We start from the raw sequence: 25,680 nt of genomic DNA on the forward strand, positions 1-25,680 counted from the left end.
TATATTCTGAGATTTAAAATATACTATCCGCATTTGCCTGTGGTTTCAAAGCTGCTATGACTGCTGCGATGATGAAGAAATTGAGCCTGACTGAGCGGGCCTATCGCCAGTTGCGGGATGATCTGCTGACGTGTCGGCTGGTGCCGGGTGACAGGATCAACATCAAGGATGTGTCCGACAATCGCGGATTCAGCCTTGGCGCGGTGCGGGAGGCTTTGTCCCGCCTGACGTCCGAAGGTTTCGTGACGCAGGATGATGCGCGCGGTTTTCGCGCGACGCCGATTTCGATCGGCGACCTGATGGATCTGGTAACGGTGCGCAGCGATATAGAAGGGCAATGTCTGCGCCGCGCCATTATGAGCGGAGGGCTGGACTGGGAGTCCGCGATCGTCAGCGCCGCCCACCGCCTGAGCAAAACGCCGACTCGCGATCCCGCCGATCCTGCCCGCCTGAACGAGGATTATGCCGACGCCCATGGCGCGTTCCACCATGCGCTGGTGGCCGCCTGCGACAGCCCCTGGCTGCTGCGGATGCGCGACTGGCTCTACGCCCAGTCGGAGCGCTATCGCTACCTCACCGTCCCGCTGGCGACCGGCGAGCGCGATCTGGTCCATGAACATCGCGATATCGTCACCGCGACGCTTGGCCGCGACGCCGATCGGGCGGTGGCGCTGCTGGGCGATCACCTGATGGCGACCGCCCGCCTGCTGGTCGATGCACAGGACGGCGCGATGCGCCTGCCGGGCGAGAAGGCGGCCTGACCCCATTCTAGTCCTGCCGCTTCTGTCCGGTTCCGCCGCCACTGGCGGGCATTAGCATGTTGCTCATTCCGCCATCGACCAATATGTCGATCCCGCTAATATGTCCCGCTTGAGGCCCGATCAGGAACAAAATGGCGTTGGCGACATCTTCGGCCATGCCCAGCTTGCCCAGCGGTATGCTCGCCTCGCGCTGGTCGCGCCGGGCCTTGTCGTCATAGCCCGCTGCCGTCATCGGCGTATAGGTCGGGCCGGGGGATACGCTGTTGCATCGGATGCCGTCCGGTCCCCATTCGATGCTCAACTGGCGGATCATCATCAGCAATGCGGCCTTGCTGCATGAATAGAAACCCAGCGCGGGCGTCGGCGCGGTCGCGGACATGGAGGCGGTGGCCACGAAGGCGCCCTTGCTGACTTTCAAATGCGGATGCGCCGCCTTGCCCAGCAGCCAGGCGGACCGGGTATTGATCGCAAAGATACGGTCGAAATCTTCGACGGGGAGGTCGACGAGCGCGCCACCCATGATGATTCCGGCATTGCTGACGACCGCGTCGATCCCGCCCATATGCGCAAGCGCTGCCGCCACGATCCGGTCGCCGCAATCCAGCTGCGCCAGGTCGACCACGCACGTCGCAGCCGCCGGGCCGATCGCATCGGCGACGATCTGAAGGTTGGCCGCATCCCGATCGACCAGCAACATCCGATGCTCGCCCGCAATCGCGCCGCCATCGGCCAGCAGTTGCGCGCAGGCGCGCCCTATGCCGCTGGCCGCGCCTGTGATGATGACCCGCATATATGCTCTCCCAATTCTTTTTTCTGTCAGTCGTTCAGGCCCAGTTCGTCCATCAACGCCGCGCGCAGCTTGAACTTTTGAATCTTTGACGCCGACATAGGCCATTCGTCGACGAACCGGATGTGGCGCGGCACCTTGAACGATGCCAGGCGCGCCTTGGTGTAGGCGATCAGTTCGTCCGGCTCCACCGACACGTCGCCATCGCACTCGATATAGGCCGCCGGTATCTCGGCCAGCCGATCGTCGGGCAGGCCGACGACCTGCGCCAGCCGGACGGCGGGATGGCTGGCCAGGACGGCCTCCACTTCCGCTGCTGCGACATTCTCACCGCCGACCTTTAGCATATCCTTGAAACGTCCATGGAACATCACATGGCCTTCCGCGTCGATCGATCCGATGTCGGCGCTATGATACCATCCGTCCGGGTCGATCGCTTCGGCGGTTTTTTCCGGGTCGCGATAATAGCCGTCGAACAGATTATAGCCGCGGATCAATATTTCGCCCCGCTCGTCCACGCCGCGTTCCACGCCGGTGTCGGGATCGATGATTTTCATCTCGATCCCGGCCAGCGGATAGCCCAGCTTTCTGAAGCCCATTTCAGGGTCCATCGCCGGGCCGCCAGTCGTCACGATCCCCGTCGCTTCGGTCATGCCCATGGTGCCGACTTGCAGCATGTTGGGCGCCTTGTCTCGATAGGCCCGGCCGACCCGGTCCGGCATGAAGGCAAAGCAGCTATTTTGCAGGCGGACGGACGACATATCCGTCTTGTCCCAATCGGGGTGCGCGATCATCGCCTGATGGAAGGTGACGAAGGGCAAAAACATCATCGTCACCCGTTCCGCCTCGATCTGGCGCAGGCTTTCCCCGGCGTCGAAATGGGGCTGGCCGATGAAGGTGCCGCCTACATCCATCGCGCCCAACATGCACAGCATCGCGGCGATGTGAAACAGCGGCAGCGGCGACCAGGCGCGTTCGTCGGGCTGGAAGCCCCAGCGATAGCGGGCAAGATTATTCGCCTCGCGCGTCACCGCCTCATGGCTGAGCAGGCACCCCTTGGGATTGGCCGACGTCCCGGACGTATAGAGGATCATCGCGGTGTCGCGGACACGCACCGTCAAACGTGCGTCATGTATGTCCATCTCGCTGACGCCATCTGCCGCTGCATCGAACATGGCTTGGTCGATGAAACCGGGGGCGGAGCGTCCGCCAAGCATGATGATCTGTCGAAGCAGGGGCGTTTCCGCCAGCGTCAGCGCGGCAGGATCGACCGCCGATGACAGGTCGGGAAAGGCCTCTGTCAGGCGCGCGCCGAAATCCACATGCTCGCTGATCAGATCATTAGTCACGATTGCACGCAAATCGGCATTTTGCGCCACATAAGCCATTTCCGGCGCCTTGTAGCGGGCATTCATCAACACCGACACCGCGCCGCACATGGCGTTGGCGAACAGCGTTTCGACAAATTCGATGCTGGACGGCAATAATATGCCGACATGGTCGCCCCGCCCGATGCCCAGCGCTTTCAACCCACGCGCGCGCCGTAGGACGCTCGCCACCAGATCGTCATAGCTTTTGCGTTCGCCTGGAAAGACCAGTGCGTCCTTGCCGCGACCCTTGTCCCACCCTGCCAGTAGCAGATCGCCCAGCGTCGTCGCCGTTATGCGAATTGCGGCGCTGTCCTCGCCCTTGATGCCCACGAAAGCCCGCTCCTAAATTTCAGCCGATCCTGTCTTGGCATCAGATTGCAGCGCCCGCGCGCCCATGCGCCTTTCGTTGGATAGGTGCGGACAGGGCGGCCCGCGCCAAGAGCGGACACAGCAAAGTATCGGATCACGGGTCGGGAATTTACGATGGAAGCCTACATCTACGATCATGTTCGCACGCCGCGCGGCAAGGGCCGCCCGGACGGCGCGCTGCACGAAATCACGTCGGTCGAAATGGCCGCGCAATTGCTCAAGGCGCTCCAGACCCGCAACGATCTGGACACCGCGTTGCTGGACGATGTCATCATCGGCATGGCCCAGCCGGTCGGCGAGCAGGGCGGCGTTCTGGCCCGCGCGGCCGTATTGCAGGCCGGCTATGCTCAAACCGTCGCCGGACAGCAGATCCATCGTTTTTGCGCCACCGGGCTGGACGCTGTCAGCCTGATCGCGGCGCAGGTTCATGCCGGGATGATCGACGCGGGAATCGGCGGCGGCGTAGAATCGATGAGTCGCACGGTGATGGGTTATGATTCGGGCGCATGGACATCCGATCCCGCGGTTGCTTACGGCAATTATTACGCGCCGCAGGGGATCGGTGCGGACATTATAGCCACACTGGACGGCTATACCCGCGAAGATGTCGATCGCTTCGCGGTCGAAAGCCAGCGCAAGGCTGCCCATGCGTGGGATCAGGGCTATTTCAAACGCTCTATCGTCCCGGTAACGGATGTTTTAGGCGAGGTTGTCCTCGACCGTGACGAGCATATGCGTCCGGGCACCACGGTCGAAAGCCTGGCCAAGCTCAAGCCGGCGTTCGAAGGGTTCGGCAAGGCCGGGTTCGAAGCCGTGGCGAAGGCGAAATATCCGCAGATCGAAGAGCTGAGCTATGTCCATCATGGCGGCAACAGTTCGGGCATAGTCGACGGGTCGGGTCTGGTGCTCGTGGGATCCAGGGCATTTGGGGAAAAGGCCGGATTGAAGCCGCGCGGCCGCATCCGCTCCTATGCCAATATCGGGTCTGAACCCACGATCATGCTGACAGCGCCGACCGCCGTGTCGCGCAAGGCCTTGAAGGTCGGCGGCATGACTGAAAAGGACATCGACCTGTGGGAGCTGAACGAAGCCTTCGCCAGCGTCGTCATGCACTTCCAGCGCAACCTCGACATTCCCGATGACAAGATCAACGTGAATGGCGGCGCGATCGCCATGGGCCATCCGCTCGGCGCGACCGGGGCGATGATCCTGGGCACCGTGCTCGACGAACTGGAGCGGCGCGATGCGTCAACCGGCCTTATAACGCTGTGCGCCGCCAACGGCCTGGGCACGGCCGCCATTATCGAGCGCGTCTGAACGCGCCCTTGCGAACCATGAAGCGGGACATTCCATGAAGACCATGCAACTGCAAAAGGCCGATGACGGCTTCGCGATCCTGACCCTCGACGCCGAAGGATCGATGAACGTCGTCAACGATGCTTTCATCGCCGACATGGAAGCGGCGACCCGGCAGATAGCCGAAGACGACAGCATCAAGGGCGTCATCCTGACATCGGCCAAGGCCAGCTTCATGGCGGGCGCCGACCTCAAGCAACTGGTCAACGGCTTCGGTACGCTGACGCCCAGCCAAGCCTACGCCTTTTCCAAGCGCGCGACCGACATGCACCGCGCGATCGAACAATCGGGCAAGCCCTGGGTTGCGGCTATCAACGGGCTGGCGCTCGGCGGCGGGTTCGAACTCGCGCTCGCCTGCCATCGGCGCATCCTGGCGGACGATGCCAAGGCACTGGTCGGCCTGCCCGAAGTCAATGTGGGCCTGCTCCCTGGATCGGGCGGCACGGTGCGGCTGGGTCTGATCGCGGGCATGAAAACCGCGCTCGACCTGCTGCTTTCCGGCCGTTCGGTCGGCCCTGCCGATGCGCTCAAGCTCAAGATCGTCGATGAGGTCGTGCCTGCCGCCACGCTGATCGACGCGGGCAAGGCCTGGCTGGCTACTGGTCCCGATCCGGTCAAGCCGTGGGACGTCAAGGGGTGGACCCCGCCGCAGAAGAAAGGGCTGACCGTCCCGGAAGACTCCGCCGCCTATATGATGGCGGCTGGCGGCCTAGCGAAGGTCGGCTATAATCAGCCGGCGCCGCTCGCCATCCTCAACTGCGTGTTCCAGGGGCTGCAACTGCCTTTCGACAAGGCGCTGACCGTCGAGGGCAAATATTTCGCCAGGCTGCTGACCGATCCTGTCGCGCGCAACATCATCCGCACGACCTTCATTTCCAAGCAGGCCGCCGAAAAGGGCGCGCGCCGTCCCGAAGGCTTTGAGAAATTCGCGGCCAAGAAGGTCGGCGTGCTGGGCGCGGGCATGATGGGCGCGGGCATCGCCTATGTCTCCGCCAATGCGGGTATAGAGGTCGTGCTGATCGACCGCGACACCGCGACCGCGCAAAAGGGCAAGGACTACTCCGCCAAGGTGCTGGGCAAGTCGGTGCAGAAGGGCCAGATAGCGCAGGATAAGGCCGACGCCATCCTGGCCCGTATTACCCCGACCGACGACTTCGCGCTCCTCGACGGCTGCGACCTGGTGATCGAAGCGGTGTTCGAGGACACTGCGATCAAAGCCGAAACCACGCGCAAGGCCGAAGCGGTGTTGCCCGAAGCGGCCATCTTCGCGTCGAACACGTCCACCCTGCCGATTTCCCAACTGGCACAGGCCTCCAAACGTCCCGACCAGTTTATCGGCCTGCACTTCTTCTCGCCGGTCGAGCGGATGGGACTGGTCGAGGTCATCATGGGTAAGCAAACCAGCAAGGCGACGCTGGCCAAGGGCCTCGATTACATCGCCCAGTTGCGCAAGACACCGATTGTCGTCAACGACAGCCGCGGCTTCTACACCAGCCGCGTGTTCCAGATGCTGATCCACGAAGGCGCTGCGATGCTGGCCGAAGGCGTACCGCCTGCGGTGATCGAGAATGCGGCCAAGGCAGTGGGGATGCCAGTCGGGCCGCTCGCTCTATTGGATGAACTGACGCTCGATCTGCCGCTCAAGATCGTCGATCAGGCGATCGCGGAAGAGGGCGACGCCTACACGCCGCCCGCCGGCGTTGCCGTCATGCGACGGATGAAGGATGAAATTGGCCGCTCCGGTCGCAAGACGGGCGGAGCGTTTTACGACTATCCCGAAGGCGGCAAGAAACATCTGTGGACAGGATTGGCCGATCATTTCCCTACCAAAGCTGGCTGGGACATTGAGGAACTGAAACAGCGCTATCTCTATGCCCAGGCGATGGAAACCGCCCGCTGCCTGGAAGAAAATGTGCTGGAAACGCCGCAGGATGCCGACCTTGGCGCCATTTATGGCTGGGGCTTCCCGGCATGGACCGGCGGCACGATCAGCTATATCGACACGATCGGCATCGCAAAATTCGTGCAGGAATCCGACCGCCTGGCCCAGCTTTACGGTCCGCGTTTCCTGCCGTCCGCCTGGTTGCGCGACAAGGCGGCCAGGGGCGAAGATTTCTACACCGCCGCCACCGAAACCACGGTCAAGGAGCCGGTTCCGGCATGAAACGCCTGATCTTCGAAGCGGAGCATGAACAGTTCCGCGACAGTGTCGTCAAATTCATGGGCGCAGAAGTCGGCGCCCATGCCGAGCGGTTCCGCGAACAGGGTATCGTTGATCGCGAACTTTATCTCAAGGCCGGGGCGCAGGGTTTGCTCTGCACCTGGGCGGACGAAAAATATGGCGGCGCGGGGATAGACGATTTTCGCTTCGAACAGATCATCATCGAAGAAAATATGCGCCATGGCGATGTAGGCTTCTACATCAACCTGCATAATGATCTGGTTGCGCCCTATATCGCCAAGCTGGGAACGGAGGAACAGAAGGATCGCTGGATGCCCGGCATCGTCAGCGGGGAAAAAATCCTGGCCGTCGCGATGACCGAACCTTCGACCGGCAGCGACCTGGCCGGGATGCGCACCAGCGCCACCGATCAGGGCGACCATTGGCTGCTCAATGGCGCGAAAACCTATATTTCCAACGGGATATTGGGTGATTTGGTTATCGTCGCCGCGCGCACCGATCCCAACAGCCGCCACGGTCTTGGCCTGTTCGTGGTCGAACGCGGCATGGAAGGGTTCGAACGCGGGCGCAAACTCGCTAAGATGGGTCTGAAAGCCCAGGATACCGCTGAACTCTTCTTCAACGACGTGAAGGTGCCCAAGGCCAATGTGCTGGGCGATCCGACGCAGGGCTTCAAATATCTGGCCCGTTTCCTGGCGCAAGAGCGGTTGGTCGCCGCGATCGGCTTCATGGCGACGGCGCAGACCGCGTTCGACATCACGCTAGATTATGTGAAGGAGCGCAAGGCGTTCGGCAAACCGATCGGCGCGTTCCAGAACAGCCGGTTCAAGATGGCGTCGATGCGGGCCGAACTGGACGCGCTTCAAACCTATGTCGATCAATGCGTCCTGCTGCTCAACGCCGGCGAATTGACGGCGGAGGATGCGTCGGCGGCCAAGCTGTTGACCAGCGAACTGGAAGGCCGGGTGATGGACGAGTGCGTACAATTGCACGGTGGCGCGGGCTATATGGAAGAATATCGCATCAGCCGCATGTATACCGACGCCCGGATCAGCCGTATCTTCGCCGGCACCAGCGAAATCATGCGTGAAATTATCGGGCGCGGGCTGGGTCTGGACGAGCGCAAGCTGTCCTGAGCCATTGCCGGGAGAGTGCCGATGTTGAACCTTGATCGTTTGCGGGGCTTTGCTGTCCCGGCGGCGGAAGATATTTGCGATCCGCGCAGCGCCATCCTTTACGCGCTGGGCGTGGGTGCCGGGCTGGGTGCGATCGACGAGCAGCATCTGCTGTTCGAGCGTGACCTTGAAGTGCTGCCGACGATGGCGCTGGTGCTGGGGACACCGGGTTTCTGGCCGATGGCGGGCGAACTGGGCTGGGACTGGCCGCGCATCCTGCACGGGGAGCAGAGTTTGCGGCTGCTGCGTCCGTTGGAACTGGGCCAGTTGGTGCATGGCCGGATAGAGATTGGCGATGTCGCCGACAAAGGACCGGGCAAGGCTGCGCTGGTGCGCGCCAAGCGGACCCTGATGACCCCGACCGATCTGGTGATCGCGGAGATGGAGGAAATCTGGGTGCTGCGCGGCGCGGGCGGCTTTGGCGGTCCGCGCGATTTGCCGGGCCAAATGGCGACGACGATGCCCGACGAACCGGCCCATGCCTTGCTCGATCTGCCGACCGCGATCAATCAGGCGCTGCTCTATCGCCTGACCGGGGATCGCAATCCGCTGCATGTCGATGCAGGGACGGCGGCATCGGCAGGGTTTGATCGACCCGTTTTGCATGGGCTGGCGACGATGGGGCTGGTCAGCCGGGCGCTGGTTCACTTGTGCTGCGGCGGCCAAGCGGCGCTGCTGACCGGGATGAGTGCACGTTTCACCGCACCTGTCTGGCCGGGGGAAACGGTGCGGACCGAAATCTGGCGCGATGGCGATAACATATTGTTTCGGGCAAGCATCTCCGACCGCAGCGTCGTGGTAATGGATGGCGGACGTGCGTGCGTCGCCGGATTTTGAAGAAGAACGGGAAGCAAAGTGAAAATATTGGACGGTAAGATCGCGCTGGTTTCCGGCTCCGGTCGGGGTATCGGCAAGGCGATCGCGCTCAAGCTGGCGGGCAATGGTGCGCATGTCGTAGTCAACGACCTGGACAATGATGTCGCACAGGCGACTGCGGCGGAGATCGAGGCGCTGGGTGTGCGTGCCGTGGTGTGCGTGGGTGATGTGACGGCGGCGGATTTCGGCGAAAAATTTGTGGCCGCCGCGGTCGATGCCTTCGGCACGATCGACATCATCGTTAACAATGCCGGTTACGCCTGGGACTCGGTGCTGCAAAAGACCAGCGACGAACAATGGATGGCGATGCTGGACGTGCATCTGAGCGCCCCGTTCCGCATCCTGCGCGCCGCGCAACCGGTTATCGCCACTGCGGCCAAGGCGGAAATTGCCGAACATGGCCGTGCGCAGCGTCGCACGGTCGTCAATATCTCATCGGTCGCGGGGCTGGGGGGCAATGCCGGGCAGGCAGGCTATGCCGCGGGGAAGGCCGGGATCGTCGGCCTGACCAAGACCGTGATGAAGGAATGGGGGCGCTATAATGTCACGGTCAACGCCGTTGCTTTCGGCGCGATCATGACGCGGATGACCGCAGGGGAGGCCGGCAGTTCGACCATCAATGTCAAGGGCAAGGACATCAAGGCCGGGGTCAGCGACGAAATTCTCGAAGCGATGGAAAAAGGTATTCCGCTGGGCCGTGCCGGAACGCCGGAGGAAGCGGCGGGCGCTGTCTATCTGCTGTGCCTGCCGGAAGCCGATTATATCACCGGCCAGGTGATCGTTGCGGGTGGCGGCTGGCAATTATAGGGAGGAAGGGGGCGGCGAACCGGCATCGCGACCGCCCCTCTCGTTCTTTTCAATTCAGCCGCAACCGACCACGCCGCCATCCACGGGAATTTGCGCGCCCGTCACATAGCCGCCTGCCCGCGAACACAGAAATATGACGATACCGGCGATGTCGTCCGGCTTGCCCAGGCGACGCAGCGGGATATGGGCTAGAAGCCCCGGATCGACATTGTCGTCGTCGCGCATATGCGCCGTCATCTTCGTGGGGAAAAAGCCTGGAATGACTGCATTTACGGTAATGTTGCGCGCGGCCAAATCCCCGGCCAGGTCGCGCGTCATCATATGAACGGCGGCCTTGCTGGCGGCGTAGCTATAGGCGTTCAAGCGCTCCGTCTTCATGCCCGCGACCGAACCGATGTTGATGATCCGTGCAGGATCGTCGGCAGTCGCACTGGCGCCCAATTCGGGCAGCAATTCACGCACCATGGTGAAAGGCGTCTGTACATTGACGGCCATCACGCCTGGCCATGCCTTGTCGGGGAAATTGTCTATATCGCCGCCCCAGGTCTTGCCCGCATTATTGACGAGGATGTGGCACGCGCCCATCGCATTGCGATAGCGCGCCACCAGATCGACCGCCGCCTCCGGCGTAGACAGATCGGCAGGCAGGGGGATGCACCTTCCCAGTACCGACATTTCGCTGGCCGCGGCCTCACAAATATCGGCTTTGCGCGATGTGATCGCCACGGTTGCGCCCGCGCGCAGAAGCCCCTCGGCGATCATGCGGCCAAGCCCTTGCGCACCGCCGGTGACGAGCGCCTGCTTGCCTGCAAGACTGAACAGGTCGCTCACATCGTCACCACGACTTTGCCGAATTTATGCGCGTCGCGCAGGTGGAGCAGCGCTTCCTTGGCCTGCGCCAAAGGATAGGACGCCTCGATCACCGGCTTGATCTTATGTTCATCCGCAAAGGCCAGCATGTCCTGGAAATCCTGCGGATCGCCGACCTGGCTGCCGACGATGCTGGCGCTTTTCAGGAATATGTCGGTCGCGTTGAACTTGATCTCGTTCCCTGCCGTCGAACCATAGATGACGATGCGCGCGCCTGGATTGATGGCGCGGACATAGTTCGAAAAGCTGGGCGAAGGTGCGCCGTCCAGCACTACGTCGATGCCGCCGGTCAGCTTGCCGACTTGTTTGCGCCAGTCGGGATCGGTGTAGAGCAGGCCGCCCTTGGCCCCCATGGCGATGGCGCGGTCTATAACATCCTGACTTTCGCCCGTGACATAGACATTGGCGCCCTTGGCGACCGCGAAGGCAAGACCGAACGTGGCGACGCCGCCGCCCACGCCGCTGATGAGCAGCGTTTCGCCCGCCTGCAACCGCCCCTTGAACATCAGCGCCCGCCACGAGGTGAGCGCCGTCAACGGCATGGCGCCCGCTTCCTCGAAGCTCATGAATGCAGGCTTTGGCGCCAGATTTTCGACCGGCACGCAGATATATTCGGCAATGGTGCCAGCAAAGGGCATCCCCAGCAGGCCGAAATCGGCGGCGGGCGCGTGGCGGTTGGAACCCCAATTGCGCGCAGGATAGAGGACGACCTCGTCGCCTTCGCTGACGCCCGAAACGCTCTCTCCGATCATGTCCACGACACCTGCGCCGTCGCAACCCAGCGTGACGGGCACGGTCATGCCGGGATATTGGCCATGGGTTATGAACAATTCGCGGTGGTTGACCGACGCGGCCTTTATCGCGACGCGGACCTCGCCTGGCCCTGGCACCGGCGTTTCGACGTCCGCCACCACGACGGAATCGGGTCCGTCGATCTTTTCGAGATACAGGGCCTTCATGGTCAACCTTTCCTGATGTGCCGGCCCGGCGGTTCGGGTCGCCTGCCTTTTTCATGGACGGCGCGTGTGCGACGCAGCCTTGAGGTTTCCCCAGGACAATATCTGGCGCGAATGATGACCTATCTGAGGATAGGAAAAGGGGATTGCATTTAGGATTTCACAGGTCAGAATATATTTAGAACGATAAAACGAATCGTGCCACGCAGCACGAACAGGAGAGAATGATGGCTGTGGTCCCAACGATCGTCCTGCCGCCCCGGATAACGCCGACGCTGATCGAGCGTCCGGCGCTGGCCGCCCTGACCGAAAAGGTCGCCCAAGCGCGTCTGACCATGGTGTCCGCCCCCGCTGGCAGCGGCAAGACGACGGCGATGCTTTACTGGGCGGAAAGGCTGCGGGCGCAAGGTCGGCCCGTGCTGTGGCTGGCGGCGCGGGCCGGCATCGGCAACAAGACATCCTTCCTGCTGGCGCTCAAGGCCGCGGGGAATGCTCTGCGTCTCGACTGGCCCGACGTTGCCGGGGATGCCGATGACGCGGTCTGGCTCAGGACGTTATCGACGGTCGTGGAACCCAGGCCCGTCATCATCATCGACGACGCCCAATTGCTCGACGAACAGACCATCGCCTTCATCGCGCAACTGTCGTCAAGCGCGCGCGACGGGCTGACGATGATCGTGGCGGCGCGCGGCGTCGTCGGCCTGCCGCTGGCGCGGATGCGGGCGCTCGGCTTTCTGGTCGAAGTGGGCAACAGCGATCTGTCCTTCACCTTGGCTGAAGCTACCCAATTGGTGACTAAGAGCATCGGCGCGCCGATCGATTCGCGCGATTTGCAGGACATCGTGCGAGATACGCAGGGATGGGTGTCGGGCGTCGTCATCGCGTGCGACCTCTACCGGCGCGGGATGCAGGGCGGCGGCAATCTGCGGCTGACCGGCCTGCGCCCGGAGTTTGCGGAATATTTCCACGAGGAAGTCCTGGGCCTTCAGCCGGACCATGTGCGACGCTTTCTGGTCGACACGTCGATCCTCGACGAACTGACCCCTTCGGCCTGCGCAGCGGTCACCGGAGACGAAGACGCGCGCGTGATGCTGGATCATGTCTTTCGTCAGGGACTGTTTCTCAACGCCATCGATCAGGAACATGGCCGCTACGCCTATCATCGCCTTTTCCGCGAAATGGTGCTGGGTCGCCTGATGGACCGTGCGCCCGCCCGCGCCACGATGACGCACTGCCGCGCGAGCAACCATTTCGCGGAGACCGGCGACATCGTAACGGCGATCGAACATGCGCGCTTGAGCGGGGACCAGGGCTTCCTGGCCGCGCAACTGGATCGGCTGGCCGAACGGCTGACCTATTCGGGCTATCTCTACCGGATTGACGAACTGAGCGCGGATCTGCCCTGGAGTGTGCTGGCGCAGCATCCCTATTTGTTGTTGGCATTGGCGTGGCGACGGATACGGCAATTATCCTTCGCCGCTGCCGACCGGCTGATTGCCACGGCGCGCTCGATCCATGATGCGCGCAGTCAGGGCGATGCGATGTCCGCCCATGAAAGCGAACAGCTTGACCTGATGATCCGACATCGGCTCGTGATGCTGGCCGCGGCGCGCGACGACATGGTCAATGTGGAGGCGGAGGCCGAGCCGCTGCTGGCCGAAATGGCCGAAAGCCATGCCTATCTGAGCTGTACATTGTTGGCGCAGCTGATGTCGGCGCGCCGCGAACTCTATCATTTTCAGGACATGCTCAAACTGGAGGCGGAAACCCGGCGCGCCTTGTCCCGTCCGGGATCGGACTTTGCTTCGATCGCGCTCAAGGCATCGGTCGCCCCGACATTGATGGCCCAGGGCAAGACCCAACTGGCGCATCGTTTTTTGGACGAGGCATTGACGCTGGCCAGGGAGATACACGGCGAAGGATCGGGCCTTGCCGCCTTGCCCGCGCTGCCGATGGCGGAACTTCTCTATGATGCTGGCGATATGGACAGTGCGACCGATCTGGTCGAACGCCATCTGCCGGTCGTGCGGCAATGGGGCTTTGCGGACCAGATGGCGTCGGGCTATATCGTCAACGCCCGTCTGCGCGCGGCGCGTGGCGATCTGCCCGGCGCGCTCACGACGCTCAACGACGCGCATCTGGTCGCGATCGAATGTGGGCTGGACCGGATGCGGGCGTTCATCGTGGCCGAAGAAGTCCGTTTGCTCATCAAGGCGGGGCAGATCGAGGAAGCAGAGCAGCATTTCGCGGCGGGCGATCCGCAACTGGATGGCGAACCGGTCCCCACGCTGCACCCCACCCGTCGCAACGAGAGTATCGCGATCGCCTGGCTGCGGATCGAAATGCAGCGGCATCGGCTTGGCCGGGCGCGCAAGGTCGCGCATCGCTGGCTGGAATTCGTCAAGCGGGCAGGCGCTGTGCGATCGGCGGTCACGTTCGAACTGCTGCTGGCTGAAATCGCCGTGTTGCAGGGCAATCGGTCCGAAGCGCGTCGGGCGGTTCGCACCGCTGTGGAAATGGCCGAACCGGCGGGCTGGGTCCGCACCTTCATCGACGAAGGCGAAGTGATCGCGTCGCTACTGACCGAAGCCTATGCGCAGGGACCGGAACTGGAAACCCCGGCTGACCGTTTCGCCGTGCGATTGGTGTCGATGATGCGCAGTGGTCCGCAGATCGAAACGGATGAGGATGACCAGGATGATTTCGGCCTGACCGGCCGCCTCGCCAATCGCGAAGTTGACATATTGACCATGGTCAGCGGCGGTTTGCGCAACCGCGAAATCGGGGACCGGCTGGGACTGACCGAAGGCACGGTCAAATGGTATATGCAGCAGATATATGACAAGTTGGGCGTGCGGCGGCGGCCGCAGGCGGTGCTGCGCGCGCGCCAGTTGGGTATCCTGCCCTGATCGCTTGTCCTGCGCCTATCGAAGGATAGATTGCGCGCCTCAGGGCGCCTGCCATCGCGCTGCTGCGTGAAAGGAACCATCATGGCCAAACGTAAAGTCATCATCAGCTGCGCCATCACCGGCGCAATCCATACGCCGTCCATGTCGCCCTATCTGCCGGTGACGGCGCAGGAAATCGCGGAATCGGCCGTCGGCGCGGCGGAGGCCGGGGCGGCGATCATCCACCTACACGCCCGCAATCCCGTCGACGGGCGCCCCGACCAGAATCCCGACCTGTTCGCGCCCTTCCTTCAGATTATCAAGCAGCGCAGCGATGCGGTGCTCAACCTGACGACCGGCGGCCATCCGTCCATGAGCGTGCAGGAACGCATCCGCCCGGCCCAGACATTCGCCCCCGAAGTCGCCAGCCTGAATATGGGGACGATGGGCTTTGGCCTGTTTCCTATGCTGGACCGGTTCAAGGATTTCAAGCATGACTGGGAAGCTGCCGCGCTCGAAGCGTCGCGGGATCTGGTTTTCAAAAATACCTATGCGGACATCGAGCATCTGCTGGCGACGCTGTCGCCGCTCGGCACGCGGTTCGAATTTGAATGTTACGACACCAGCCATCTCTATAACCTTAAATATTTCCTCGATCGCGGACTGGTGAAGGCGCCGTTGTTCATCCAGACCTGCTTTGGCATATTGGGTGGCATCGGCAGCCATCCCGACGACATCATGCACATGAAGCGCACGGCCGACCGGCTGTTTGGCGATCAATATCAATGGTCGGTGCTGGGCGCAGGCGCGCGCCAGATGAGCATCGTCGCAATGGCCGCGTCGATGGGCGGCAATGTGCGCGTGGGGCTGGAAGATTCGCTATGGGGCGGTCCCGGTCGCCTGGCCCGGACCAATGCGGAACAGGTCGCGACCGCGCGGCAGATCATCGAAGGCATGGGGCTGGAAATCGCTACCCCGGACGAGGCGCGCGCCATTCTCGACCTCAAGGGTGCGGATCGGACCAGCATCTGATGACGCAGCCATCCGGACCTCTTGCGGGTATCCGTATCGTCGAAATCGACGCGATCGGCCCGGTTCCGCTGGCGGCGATGCTGCTGGCGGACATGGGGGCGCAAATCGTGCGCGTGGCGCGCCCGCCATCGGCGGGCGTAGGCGATTGGGAGGATGTCGGCGGCGACATTCTGCATCGCAGCCGCACCGTCACCTATCTGGACCTGAAACGGGAGGATGACCGCGCACGATTGCTCGACCTGATCGCGTGCGCTGATGGATTGATCGAAGGCTATCGGCCCGGCGTCATGGAACGGCTTGGCGTGGGTCCCGACATTTGCCTGGCGCGCAATCCCCGGCTGGTGTTTGGCCGTATGACCGGATGGGGCCAATCTGGTCCGATGGCGATGCGGGCGGGGCATGACATCAATTATCTGTCGATCACCGGCGCGCTGCACGCGATGGGCGCGCAAGGGGCGCCGCCGCTTGTGCCGCTTAATCTGGTGGGCGACTATGGCGGCGGAGCGATGTTCCTGATTTTCGGCCTGCTCAGCGCCCTGTTATCGGCGCAAAGGACCGGGCAGGGGCAGGTGGTCGATGCTTGCATAACGGACGGTGTGGCGTCGTTGATGAGCCTTTTTTACGCATGGCAGTCCAAGGGGCTTTGGACGGACGCACCGGCTTCGAACCTGCTGGATGGCGCGGCGCCTTTCTATCGCTGCTATGCCTGCGCGGATGGGCGGCATGTCGCGGTCGGTTGTCTGGAACCCAAATTCTTCGCCCAGATGGTTGAGGGTCTTGGTCTTGGCCATCGGCGGTACGACCAGAATGACCGGGCGGGCTGGCCCGCGATGCAAGCCGATTTCGAAGCCGCCTTCGCCACGCGGCCGCGCGACGCATGGGCCGCACATTTTGCGGACCGCGATGCCTGCGTCACCCCGGTTCTGGCGATGGGCGAAGCGCCGGAACATCCGCACAATCGGGCGCGCGGCACTTTTGTCCAACGCGGAGGAAGCGCCCAGCCGGCGCCTGCGCCACGGCTTGATCGCACGTCGGGCGCGATCGCCGAACCGGCGGTCGCGGACATTGCCGACCTTGTCCGCCGCTGGGCCTGAGCGATCTGTGACGGCTGCGCCATAAATACAACGATAGACAGATTTGTTTGTAACTGTGCAATGATTCCTGCCGAAAGGTAGGTGGAGAAAAACGGCCGCAAAGGCCTCTATGCTCCGTCGGGACGATGCCTGCGCAAAGAACAGGTGGTCCCAATGATCCTGGGAGAGAGAGAATGAAATTCGGCTTTTTTAAACTGGCCCTTTTGTCGACCGTAGCACCGATGGCGACTCCGATTTGGGCGCAGGATGCCGCTGGCGTTGCGCCGCAGGCCGAAAGCGCAAGCGGCGGCGACATCGTCGTGACTGCGCGTCGTCGCGAAGAACGGTTACAGGACGTGTCGGTTTCCATCGCTGCCTTTTCCACCGAAGCGCTGGAACGCAGCACGGTCCAGACGGTCAGCGACATCAAGACGATCGCGCCGGGCTTCACCTTCTCGTCCGAAGGGGGCAAGGACAATGTGGCGCTGACGCTGCGCGGCATCGGCCAGTTGCCGCTGGGTGAAGTGACGCCGGGCGTGGTCATCTATCTCAACGATACGCCGCTGCCGTCCGTCGGCTCCAACGTGCCGACCTATGACATCGGCAGCATACAGGTGCTCAAAGGTCCGCAGGGGACGCTGTTTGGCCGCAACACGCTGGGCGGCGCGGTGGTGATCGGCAGCCAGAAGCCGACCTATGAATTTGAAGGCTATGTCGAGGGCACTTACGGCAGTTTCGACTATCGCGAAGTGGAAGCCGCGATCAACATTCCGATCATTGCGGACAAGGTCGCCTTTCGCGCGGCCGGCCAGATCCGGCGACAGGATCCGCGGACGATCGCGTTCGACGGTGGGCCGGGCTTCGACAATATCAAGCAGGACGCCTTCCGCCTTTCGCTGCTGCTGGAGCCGGTTGAGGGGTTGAAAAGCACGACCGTCTACGAATATTTCAAAAGCGATGAACTGGCCGGCGGGTTATATCTGCTGCGTCAGAATTTTCTGCTGGCCGCCTTTGGTCTGGGCGTGCTCGATCCGCAGGCGCAGGCGGCGCTCCAGACGCAGCGCGCCAATCGCCGGGGTTCGTTCGACGGCGGTATCAATGGCGGGCGGGCATTCCGCAAGACCACGTCGATCACCAACGACACCTCGTTCAGCTTCGGCGATCTGACTCTGCGCAATATCTTTGGTTTCCGCAAGAATTTCAGCGACCAGCTCATCAACACCGGCGCATTGCCGAACCTGTCGATCCCGACCGGATTGCCCGCGCCGTTCCCGGCGGCGGTCCCCTTTACTTTGTTCAACGCCGCATCCGTGCTGGATCGTCAATATCTGACCAACGAAACGCAATTGCTGGGCGATTTCGGATCGTTCAACTTCATTACCGGCATATTCTATAATGACGACAGGTCCGCCGGGCCGACCGGATCGCAATTTACCGCCTTTTCGGTGGGGGGCGTGCCTGCCCCGGCAGTTAGCGCCCATGTCCGTAACAAGAATTGGGCGGTCTACGGTCAGATCGGCTACGAAATCACCGACAAGCTCAAGTTGAACCTTGGCGCGCGCTACAGCTGGGACAAGGTGTCGGCTTGTGGCGGCACAATCGGTACCAGCTATGTAGACGAAGATACCTGTCTTGCGACTGCGAATCTGGGTCTGGCCGACGGCGTCGGCACCGTATCCAACAAGGGTAAGGAGCCAAGCTGGACCATTGGCCTGGACTATAAGGCGACGCCCGACTGGTTGCTCTATATTTCATCGCGCCGGGGGTATCGCGGCGTGAATATCAACACGCCCTTGTTCGAAACGCCTTTCACGACCGGCGGGACCGACGCTGCCTGCGCGGCTACGGGCGGGATATGCCCTGATCTGCGCCCGTTTCAGAAGACCGACGAAGAAACGATCACGGACATCGAAGTTGGCTCGAAATATGACTATCATATCGGGTCGGCGCGGGGTCGGTTGAACCTGGCCGCCTATTACAGCAAATATAAGAATGCGCTGCAATTCCTCAACACCCAGACGATCGTACCCAATGGTACGCCGGATTCGCCGACCAACGGTTCGCTGGCGGCGAATGTCGCCGATCTGCGGATTTGGGGTGTGGAATTGGAAGCGTCGATCAGTCCCAGCCGCAACCTGACCGTCGCATTCAATGCCGCCTATACTAACGTGAAGGTCGAAAAGGTCGATGTTCCCGCCGGCCTGCCGGCTGCGGTTACCGTGGGCGAGGCTCAGATCAACACCTATTCGCCGACCTTTTCCGGCACCGCCAGCGTCAGCTGGATCCTGCCCGTCAGGCCAGCCGATGGCGACCTCGCCTTCAATGCCGATCTGTTCATGACCGACGATTTCGGTGGTCAGAACGGTGAAAAGCTGCCCGGATACAAGCTGGCCAACGCCCGGCTCGACTGGCGCGGTATCGGTGGAACGGGCCTGGACTTGGGTGTATTCGTCAAAAATCTCTTCAAAGAGGAATATTTCTCCGCGTCGAGTGTGCTACTCGCCTCTTTCCCGCTCAGCTCGGTCTATGCCGGGGAACCGCGGACCTGGGGCGTCAGCGCGAAATATCGGTTCTGAATATGGGCGGCGGAGTGGACAGGCTCTACTCCGCCGCCGCGATGGGGTAGCATAAGCGCGGAGTAGGATGTGACTTTGGACGATCTTCATCGCTGGGAAGCAGGCGCTGGTGACATCAGCGCCCTTCTGCTTGCTACTAGTCTGGACGCGATGATGACGACCGCACAGGCATTGACGGTGGAGGGGCATGGCGCGCGCGTCACCTATTCGCGCAAAGTGTTCATCCCGCTGACCAAGTTATGCCGCGACGTCTGCCATTATTGCACTTTTGCTACCACCCCCGCGCAGGCGGGAGACGCTTATCTCAACCGTGAGCAAGTATTGGCGATCGCGCGCGCCGGTGTCGCGGCGGGATGCCGGGAAGCCTTGTTTACATTGGGCGACCGACCCGAAGACCGCTACGGGGCTGCGCGCGAGGCGCTTGCCAGGCTGGGCCACGCTTCGACCTTGTCCTATCTCGCCGAAATGGCCGAACTGGTCCTGAAAGAGACCGGCCTGCTGCCCCACCTCAACCCCGGCCTGATGGATGCGGCCGATTATGCCCTGCTGCGGCCTCATGCCGCATCCATGGGCATCATGCTGGAAAGCAGCGCCGATCGGTTGTGCGCGCGCGGTGGGCCGCATTTCGGCTCGCCCGACAAGGAGCCCGCGCGTCGCCTGGCCACGATCGCCGAGGCGGGCCGCGCCAAAGTGCCTTTCACGACCGGGCTGTTGATCGGCATCGGCGATACCCGCGACGAACAGGTCGAAGCGCTCGTCGCCATCCGCGATCTACATCGCCAATATGGCCATATTCAGGAAGTCATCATCCAGAATTTCCGAGCCAAGCCCGGCACGCGGATGGCCGATCATACCGAACCGGCGCTCGACGACCATCTGTGGGCGATCGCCGCCGCGCGGCTGATCCTGGGGCCGGAGATGACGATCCAGGCGCCGCCCAACCTGCACGACCAGGTCGATCTCGCCCCTCTGATCCGGGCCGGAGTGAATGACTGGGGTGGGGTGTCGCCCGTGACGCCCGACCATGTGAACCCCGAAGCGCCTTGGCCGCATCTGGAGACATTGGCGCAGGCTACCCGCGCCGCTGGCCGCACGCTGGCCCAGCGGCTCGCCATCGGGCCACGCTATGCGCTGGCGGCACGGGATTGGGCCGCCCCCGCGGTCGCGACCAACATCCTGCGCGCTATCGACGGACGTGGCCTGCCCAAGCCCGACGATTGGGCGGCCGGACATGGCGACGCCGCGCCTGCGCTGACCGGAGGCGATGCCGGCCAAGCGTCGGTATCGGTGCAGGCGATCCTGCGCGACGCCGAAGCGGGTATGCGCCTGAGCGAGCGCAACATCGTAACCCTGTTCGATGCGGAGGGCCATGACCTTGCCGCCATCGTCGCCCAAGCCGACCGGCTGCGGCAGGAGAGCGTTGGCGAGACGCTGACCTATGCCGTCAACCGCAACATCAACTATACCAATATCTGCCTCTACAAATGCGGCTTTTGCGCCTTTTCCAAGGGCAGTACGAAGGCGATGCGCGGTCCCGCCTACCGGCTCGACTATGCCGAGGTCGGGCGGCGCGCGGCGGAAGCCTGGAATCGCGGCGCGACCGAAGTCTGCCTGCAAGGCGGCATCCATCCCGACTATGACGGCAACACCTATCTGGCGGTGCTAAAGGCCGTGCGCGACGCCGCGCCCGATATCCATATTCACGCCTTCTCTCCGCTGGAAGTCACCCATGGCGCGCAGACGCTGGGCCTGCCGCTGGAGGATTATCTGGCGCGGTTGAAGGCGGCGGGCCTCTCCACGCTGCCCGGCACCGCGGCCGAAATACTCGACCCCGAAATCCGCGCCCTGATCTGCCCGGACAAGGTCAGCGCGGACGAGTGGATCGAGGTGATGCGCGTCGCCCATGGCATCGGCCTGCGCAGCACCGCGACGATCATGTTCGGCCATGTCGAGGGCTATCGCCACTGGGCGCGCCACCTGCTGCGCATCCGCGCCTTGCAGGAACAGACCGGCGGCTTTACCGAATTCGTGCCCTTGCCGTTCGTCCATATGGAAGCGCCGATCTGGCGCAAAGGGCTGGCCCGGTCGGGACCAAGTTATCGCGAGGCGGTGCTGATGCATGCCATCGCCCGCATCGTGCTGCACCCGCTGATCCCCAATATCCAGGTGTCCTGGGTCAAGATGGGACCGGAGGGTGCGGCGGCGATCCTGAATGCGGGCGCGAATGACATGGGCGGCACGCTGATGGATGAATCGATCACCCGCGCGGCGGGCGGCGTCAACGGCCAGGAATTTGGCCCGGCGGAAATGCGCGCGCTGGCCGCTTCGGTCGGCCGCCCGGTGCGTCAGCGCACCACCCTTTACGAGCCGGTATTGCCCCGGCAAACCCACATCACGGAGTCTCTATGACCGATCTGTCGCACCCCCTGAAGGACAAGGTGGCGATCATCACCGGCGGCGGCAGCGGCATCGGCCGCGCCACTGCGCTGATGATGGCGCAACGCGGCGCGAAGGTCGCGATCACCGGCCGCACCGAAGCGCGGCTCGCCCATGTCGTAGAGGAAATCACGGCGGCCGGCGGGCAGGCGCTGGCCGTCGCCATGGACGTGATGGAGGAAGCCTCGATCGCGGCGGGCATAACCAGGGTGGTCGACCATTTCGGCGGTCTCCATATCCTGCACAGCAACGCCGCCCAGACCGGCCTGATGCACGAAGACGCGCTGATCGCGGACATGGACGTCGCTTTCTGGGACCGCACCTTCGCCACCAACCTGCGCGGGTCGATGCTATGCGCCAAGCACGCCATTCCCCATCTGCTTTCGGCAGGCGGCGGGTCGATCGTTTTCACAGGCTCCGGCAAGGGGCTGGCGGGCGACCTCGACTATCCCGCTTATGGCACGACCAAGGCCGGGATGCTGGGCCTCTCCAAATATATCGCCACCCAATACGGCAAGCAGGGCATCCGCTCCAACGTGGTCGTGGTCGGGCTGGTGATGACGGAAGCGCTGGATGACAATATGCCGCTGGAGGCCCAGAAGCTGATGACCGAACATAATCTGGTCGATTATCTGGGTCGCCCCGAAGATATCGCCGAAGTCGTCGCCTTCCTCGCGTCCGATCAGGCGCGCTATGTCACCGGCGCGTCGATCGTCGCCGATGGCGGCTTCACATCCCATTCGGCGGTCTATGCGGACATGATGCGCTTCGCCGCGATGCAGACGGGGAAACCGGCATGAGCCTTCCTGCTATCGCCGTAGTCGGCGGCACCGGCAATCTGGGCGCGGCGATCGCCTGGCGCCTCGCCCACGCGGGCTATCCCGTCGTCATCGGGTCGCGCAGCGCCGACGGCGCGCAAAAGGCGGCCGCAGAGCTTGGCCACGGCCTTTCGGGCGCGACCAATATCGAGGCGGCGGCGGGGGCGGACATCGTCATCGTCACCGTGCCCTTTGCCGCGCAGGACGCGACGTTGCGCGACATCGCGCCCCATGTCGCGGGCAAGATCGTCGTGGACACCACGGTCCCGCTGGTCCCGCCCAAGGTGATGCGCGTGCAGCTTCCCGCCGAAGGCTCCGCTGCGCTGCGGGCGCAGGCAGCGCTGGGCGAGGGCGTGACGCTTGTGTCGGCCTTCCACAATGTCGCCGCGCACAAGCTGGCCAAGGATGTCGATGTCGGCTGCGACGTGCTGGTGTTCGGCGATGACAAGGCGGCGCGTGGTCAGGTCGTGGCGCTGGCCGATGCGATGGGCCTGCGCGGCCTGCATGGCGGCGCGCTGTGCAATGCCGCCGCGGCCGAAGCGCTGACGTCCATCCTCATCTTTCTCAACAAGACCTACAAGGTAGATGGCGCTGGCATCCGCATCACCGGCGACCTGATCCCGCCCGCCGATTGACCGCCCCCTTCCGGGCGGAAGGTGCGAGGGTGGCGCCGGGTGCGCCATTCTGTCCGGCATAAGTGACCAAGGGGATAGAGGAATGAAGCTCAACATCGGTGTGCCCAATTCGATGCACGTCGCGGCGATGACGCAACCATGGGAACATGCGCTGACCGGCGATGACATAGGCCATGTGCTCAAGATCGCGGATGATCTGGGTTTTCACAAATGCATGTTGGGCGAGCATTTCATCATCCCGCAGGAACATGTCGCGCTGTCGGGCGACCATTATGTCCATGGCACCGTTGCGCTGGCTTTCCTTGCCGGGCGCACCGCGAAAATGCGGGTCAGTTCGTCCGTCTCCATTCTGCCGCTGCAAAGCCCCATCGTGCAGGCTAAGGCCTGGTCCACGCTCGACTGGCTGAGCGGCGGCCGCGCCACCGCGCTGTTCGGGGTCGGCTGGCTGAAGGAGGAATTCGACATGCTGGGCGTCGATTTCCACAATCGCGGGCGCATGGCGGACGAATATGTCGCCGCGATCATCGAGTTGTGGACGTCCGACACGCCGACCTTCGAGGGCGAATTTGTTTCTTTCAAGAATGTCGGCTTCGCGCCCAAGCCGGTGCAGCAGCCGCGCCTGCCGATTTGGTTTGGCGGCGACGCGGAACCGGTCTTGAAGCGTGTCGCGAAATTCGGCGACGGCTGGTCGCCTTTCCGCACCCCGCCCGAAAAATTCCCCCAATGCCTCGACCTCATCCGCACCCAGCCGACCTATGATGGCCGCCCGATCGACCTGTTCTTCGCGCTCGAAATGCTCAATGTCGGCGCCCATCACGAAATCATGGACGATCCCCGCGCGCCCGGCACCCGTAATGCGCAGAAGATCATCGACCAGATCGGCTGGCTGAAGGATCTGGGCGTGAACGAAACGATCGTGCCGCTGCCACCGGGCATGACGGGCCTCACCGAATATATCGAACGGCTGCACTGGGTGGCCGAAGAGATCATGCCCAAGGTGTGAGCATTGCCCACCCGCATACTGAATCGGAGTAGATCATGACCCAATATGATGTGGTCGTCGTCGGATCGGGCGCGGCGGGCCTGACGGCGGCGCTGCGGGCCGCTGCGGCGGGCCTGTCGGTGCTGGTGCTGGAAAAGGCCGCGCATTTCGGTGGCACGACCGCCATATCGGGGGGCGGCATCTGGGTGCCGGGCAGCCCGCAGGCGCAGGCCGCCGGCGTCGATGACAGCGCGGCGGTTGCCCGCCAATATGTGCTCGACGTCATCGGGCCGAGCGCCGACCCGGCGCTGATCGACGCCTATCTGGATACGGCACCGGCCATGGTCGCTTGGCTGGAACGCAACAGCGCGGTCCGCTTCCTCCTTTCCCCGCCCAGCAGCGACTGGTATCCCGACATCGCAGGGGCCGCCGACCAGGGCCGTCTCCTCTCGCCCCAGGAATATGACGGCAAGTTGCTCGGCGCGCATTTCGCCGACCTGCGCCCCGCGCGTGAGGAATTCAACGCGCCCGGCGGCTTCATGATCGACCTGTTCGACCTGCCCTATCTGGCGACGATGCCATCACCCAAATCCCTGTTTCACTTCGGCAAGCTGGCGGCGAAATTCGGCGCGGACAAACTGCGCCGCTACCCGCGCGGCACCCGGCTGACGATGGGCAATGCGCTCGTCGCGCGGCTGCTGCGCTCGGCGCTCGACGCGGGCATCACCCTGCGCAAGGACGCGGCGGTCGATCGCCTGCTGGTCAGTGATGGCCGCGTGACCGGCGTGCGCGTGGGTGGCGAAGAGATCGCGGCCAGGGTCGGCGTGCTGCTGGCAGCAGGCGGCTTTTCCGCCAGCGAACAATTGCGCAAAGCCTATATTCCGTTTGCGGAGCAGCATGTCTCGATCCTGCCCTATGAAAATACCGGCGACGGCATGAATATGGGCCTGGAGGCTGGCGCGTCGCTGGACGGCGACAACCTCGTCAACGCGGTCTGGGCGGTCGTATCGACCATGACCCGGTCAGACGGCTATGTCGCCCGCTACGCCCATCTGATCGACATGTCGAAACCCGGCTGCATCGCCGTCAACGCGAAGGGCGAGCGCTTTGGCAACGAAGCCTCGGTCCATTTCGTAGAGGCGATGCACGCCACCGGCACGGTGCCAGCCCACATCATCGGCGACGCGCATTTCGTCAAAACCTATGGCATGGGGATGGTGCTGCCGGGTGGTGGCGGCCTCAAAAAGCTGATCGCGACAGGCTATGTGATCGAGGCACCCACTTTGCGCGAACTGGCCGACAAGATCGGTGTCGATGGCGACGGCCTGCTTTCGACCGTGGCCAAGATGAACCGCTATGCCGAAACAGGCAAAGACCCCGATTTCGGCAAGGGCGACACCCAGATTGACATCGAAATCGGCGATCCGAAGCACAAACCCAATCCGTGCCTAGGCCGTGTCGAGAAGGCGCCCTTCTATGCGATCAAGATCCATCCCGGTGATGGATCGACGACGGTAGGCTTGAAGATCGACGCGCATTGCCGGGTGATTGGCACCGGTGGCGCGCCGGTTGCGGGCCTTTATGCCGCAGGCCTCGACGCCAATTCGATCTGGCGGGGCAAGTCGCCCGCCCATGGCTGCAATGTCGGTCCGGCCATGGTCACCGGCTATATCGCCGGGCAGGCGATGGCCGCATTCGGGGCCGAGGCGCTGGTTCCCGCCTGACCGGCAC

General features: G+C 63.1%; 19 protein-coding genes. 15 read left to right on the forward strand and 4 right to left on the reverse strand.

Annotation, left to right across the window (positions count from 1 at the left end; genetic code table 11):
- Nucleotides 1-68 precede the first annotated feature (68 nt).
- A complete protein-coding gene (locus V473_RS17000; protein WP_201785544.1) occupies nt 69-761 on the forward strand; it encodes a GntR family transcriptional regulator in 693 nt (230 codons plus the stop codon).
- A 7-nt stretch (nt 762-768) separates the two neighbouring features.
- On the opposite strand, the gene V473_RS17005 is transcribed toward V473_RS17000, so the two are convergent.
- On the reverse strand, nt 769-1,551 hold the full coding sequence (locus tag V473_RS17005; RefSeq protein WP_066607780.1) for an SDR family NAD(P)-dependent oxidoreductase: 783 nt from the start codon (nt 1,549-1,551) through the stop codon (nt 769-771).
- Nucleotides 1,552-1,577: 26 nt separating this feature from the next.
- Entirely contained in the window at nt 1,578-3,248 is a 1,671-nt protein-coding gene (locus V473_RS17010) for a class I adenylate-forming enzyme family protein (protein WP_066607782.1), read from the reverse strand.
- Between the two features lie 153 nt (nt 3,249-3,401).
- On the opposite strand from V473_RS17010, the gene V473_RS17015 reads away from it, so the two are divergent.
- Genes V473_RS17015 through V473_RS17035 form a run of 5 tightly spaced genes read left to right on the forward strand, consistent with a single transcriptional unit; the run spans nt 3,402 to nt 9,683 of the window.
- A complete protein-coding gene (locus V473_RS17015) occupies nt 3,402-4,604 on the forward strand; it encodes an acetyl-CoA C-acetyltransferase (protein ID WP_066607786.1) in 1,203 nt (400 codons plus the stop codon).
- 34 nt (nt 4,605-4,638) lie between these two features.
- Nucleotides 4,639-6,807 (forward strand): 3-hydroxyacyl-CoA dehydrogenase NAD-binding domain-containing protein, encoded by a 2,169-nt coding sequence (locus V473_RS17020; protein ID WP_201785545.1) that lies wholly within the window; start codon nt 4,639-4,641, stop codon nt 6,805-6,807.
- Nucleotides 6,804-7,961: an acyl-CoA dehydrogenase family protein gene (locus tag V473_RS17025; RefSeq protein ID WP_066607788.1), complete on the forward strand. Its 1,158-nt coding sequence runs from the start codon at nt 6,804-6,806 to the stop codon at nt 7,959-7,961. The genes V473_RS17020 and V473_RS17025 overlap by 4 nt, the downstream gene beginning before the upstream one ends.
- Nucleotides 7,962-7,982: 21 nt before the next feature.
- The gene (locus V473_RS17030; RefSeq protein WP_066607790.1) at nt 7,983-8,837 is read left to right on the forward strand and encodes a MaoC/PaaZ C-terminal domain-containing protein; all 855 of its coding nucleotides are present in this window, start codon (nt 7,983-7,985) and stop codon (nt 8,835-8,837) included.
- An 18-nt stretch (nt 8,838-8,855) separates the two neighbouring features.
- A complete protein-coding gene (locus tag V473_RS17035) occupies nt 8,856-9,683 on the forward strand; it encodes an SDR family NAD(P)-dependent oxidoreductase (RefSeq protein WP_066607793.1) in 828 nt (275 codons plus the stop codon).
- Nucleotides 9,684-9,737: 54 nt separating this feature from the next.
- Here the strand turns inward: V473_RS17035 and V473_RS17040 are convergent, their stop codons facing one another.
- Nucleotides 9,738-10,514, reverse strand: coding sequence for an SDR family oxidoreductase (locus V473_RS17040; RefSeq protein WP_066607795.1), 777 nt, complete (start codon nt 10,512-10,514; stop codon nt 9,738-9,740).
- Nucleotides 10,511-11,512 (reverse strand): quinone oxidoreductase family protein, encoded by a 1,002-nt coding sequence (locus V473_RS17045; RefSeq protein WP_066607798.1) that lies wholly within the window; start codon nt 11,510-11,512, stop codon nt 10,511-10,513. The genes V473_RS17040 and V473_RS17045 overlap by 4 nt, the downstream gene beginning before the upstream one ends.
- Nucleotides 11,513-11,733: 221 nt before the next feature.
- Here V473_RS17045 and V473_RS17050 point away from each other — a divergent pair, with 221 nt between their 5' ends.
- The 9 genes from V473_RS17050 (at nt 11,734) to V473_RS17090 (ending at nt 25,673) form a co-directional block, all read left to right on the forward strand.
- Complete coding sequence (locus tag V473_RS17050) at nt 11,734-14,418, forward strand: winged helix-turn-helix domain-containing protein (RefSeq protein WP_244884466.1); 2,685 nt, start codon at nt 11,734-11,736, stop codon at nt 14,416-14,418.
- A gap of 81 nt (nt 14,419-14,499) precedes the next feature.
- Nucleotides 14,500-15,429 (forward strand): 3,5-dioxohexanoate:acetyl-CoA acetone transferase, encoded by a 930-nt coding sequence (locus V473_RS17055; protein WP_066607800.1) that lies wholly within the window; start codon nt 14,500-14,502, stop codon nt 15,427-15,429.
- Nucleotides 15,429-16,523: a CaiB/BaiF CoA transferase family protein gene (locus V473_RS17060; protein ID WP_066607802.1), complete on the forward strand. Its 1,095-nt coding sequence runs from the start codon at nt 15,429-15,431 to the stop codon at nt 16,521-16,523. Before V473_RS17055 ends, V473_RS17060 begins: the two co-directional genes overlap by 1 nt.
- A gap of 173 nt (nt 16,524-16,696) precedes the next feature.
- Nucleotides 16,697-19,078, forward strand: coding sequence for a TonB-dependent receptor (locus V473_RS17065; RefSeq protein WP_066607804.1), 2,382 nt, complete (start codon nt 16,697-16,699; stop codon nt 19,076-19,078).
- A 69-nt stretch (nt 19,079-19,147) separates the two neighbouring features.
- On the forward strand, nt 19,148-21,487 hold the full coding sequence (cofH, locus tag V473_RS17070) for a 5-amino-6-(D-ribitylamino)uracil--L-tyrosine 4-hydroxyphenyl transferase CofH (protein WP_066607807.1): 2,340 nt from the start codon (nt 19,148-19,150) through the stop codon (nt 21,485-21,487).
- Entirely contained in the window at nt 21,484-22,314 is an 831-nt protein-coding gene (locus V473_RS17075; protein WP_066607810.1) for an SDR family NAD(P)-dependent oxidoreductase, read from the forward strand. The genes cofH and V473_RS17075 overlap by 4 nt, the downstream gene beginning before the upstream one ends.
- Nucleotides 22,311-22,967 (forward strand): NADPH-dependent F420 reductase, encoded by a 657-nt coding sequence (npdG, locus tag V473_RS17080; protein WP_066607814.1) that lies wholly within the window; start codon nt 22,311-22,313, stop codon nt 22,965-22,967. The genes V473_RS17075 and npdG overlap by 4 nt, the downstream gene beginning before the upstream one ends.
- Nucleotides 22,968-23,049: 82 nt before the next feature.
- Complete coding sequence (locus V473_RS17085) at nt 23,050-23,970, forward strand: TIGR03619 family F420-dependent LLM class oxidoreductase (RefSeq protein ID WP_066607816.1); 921 nt, start codon at nt 23,050-23,052, stop codon at nt 23,968-23,970.
- A gap of 35 nt (nt 23,971-24,005) precedes the next feature.
- Entirely contained in the window at nt 24,006-25,673 is a 1,668-nt protein-coding gene (locus V473_RS17090) for an FAD-dependent oxidoreductase (RefSeq protein WP_066607818.1), read from the forward strand.
- Nucleotides 25,674-25,680 lie beyond the last annotated feature (7 nt).

This window comes from Sphingobium cupriresistens LL01, from assembly GCF_001046645.1.
GTDB lineage: Bacteria > Pseudomonadota > Alphaproteobacteria > Sphingomonadales > Sphingomonadaceae > Sphingobium > Sphingobium cupriresistens.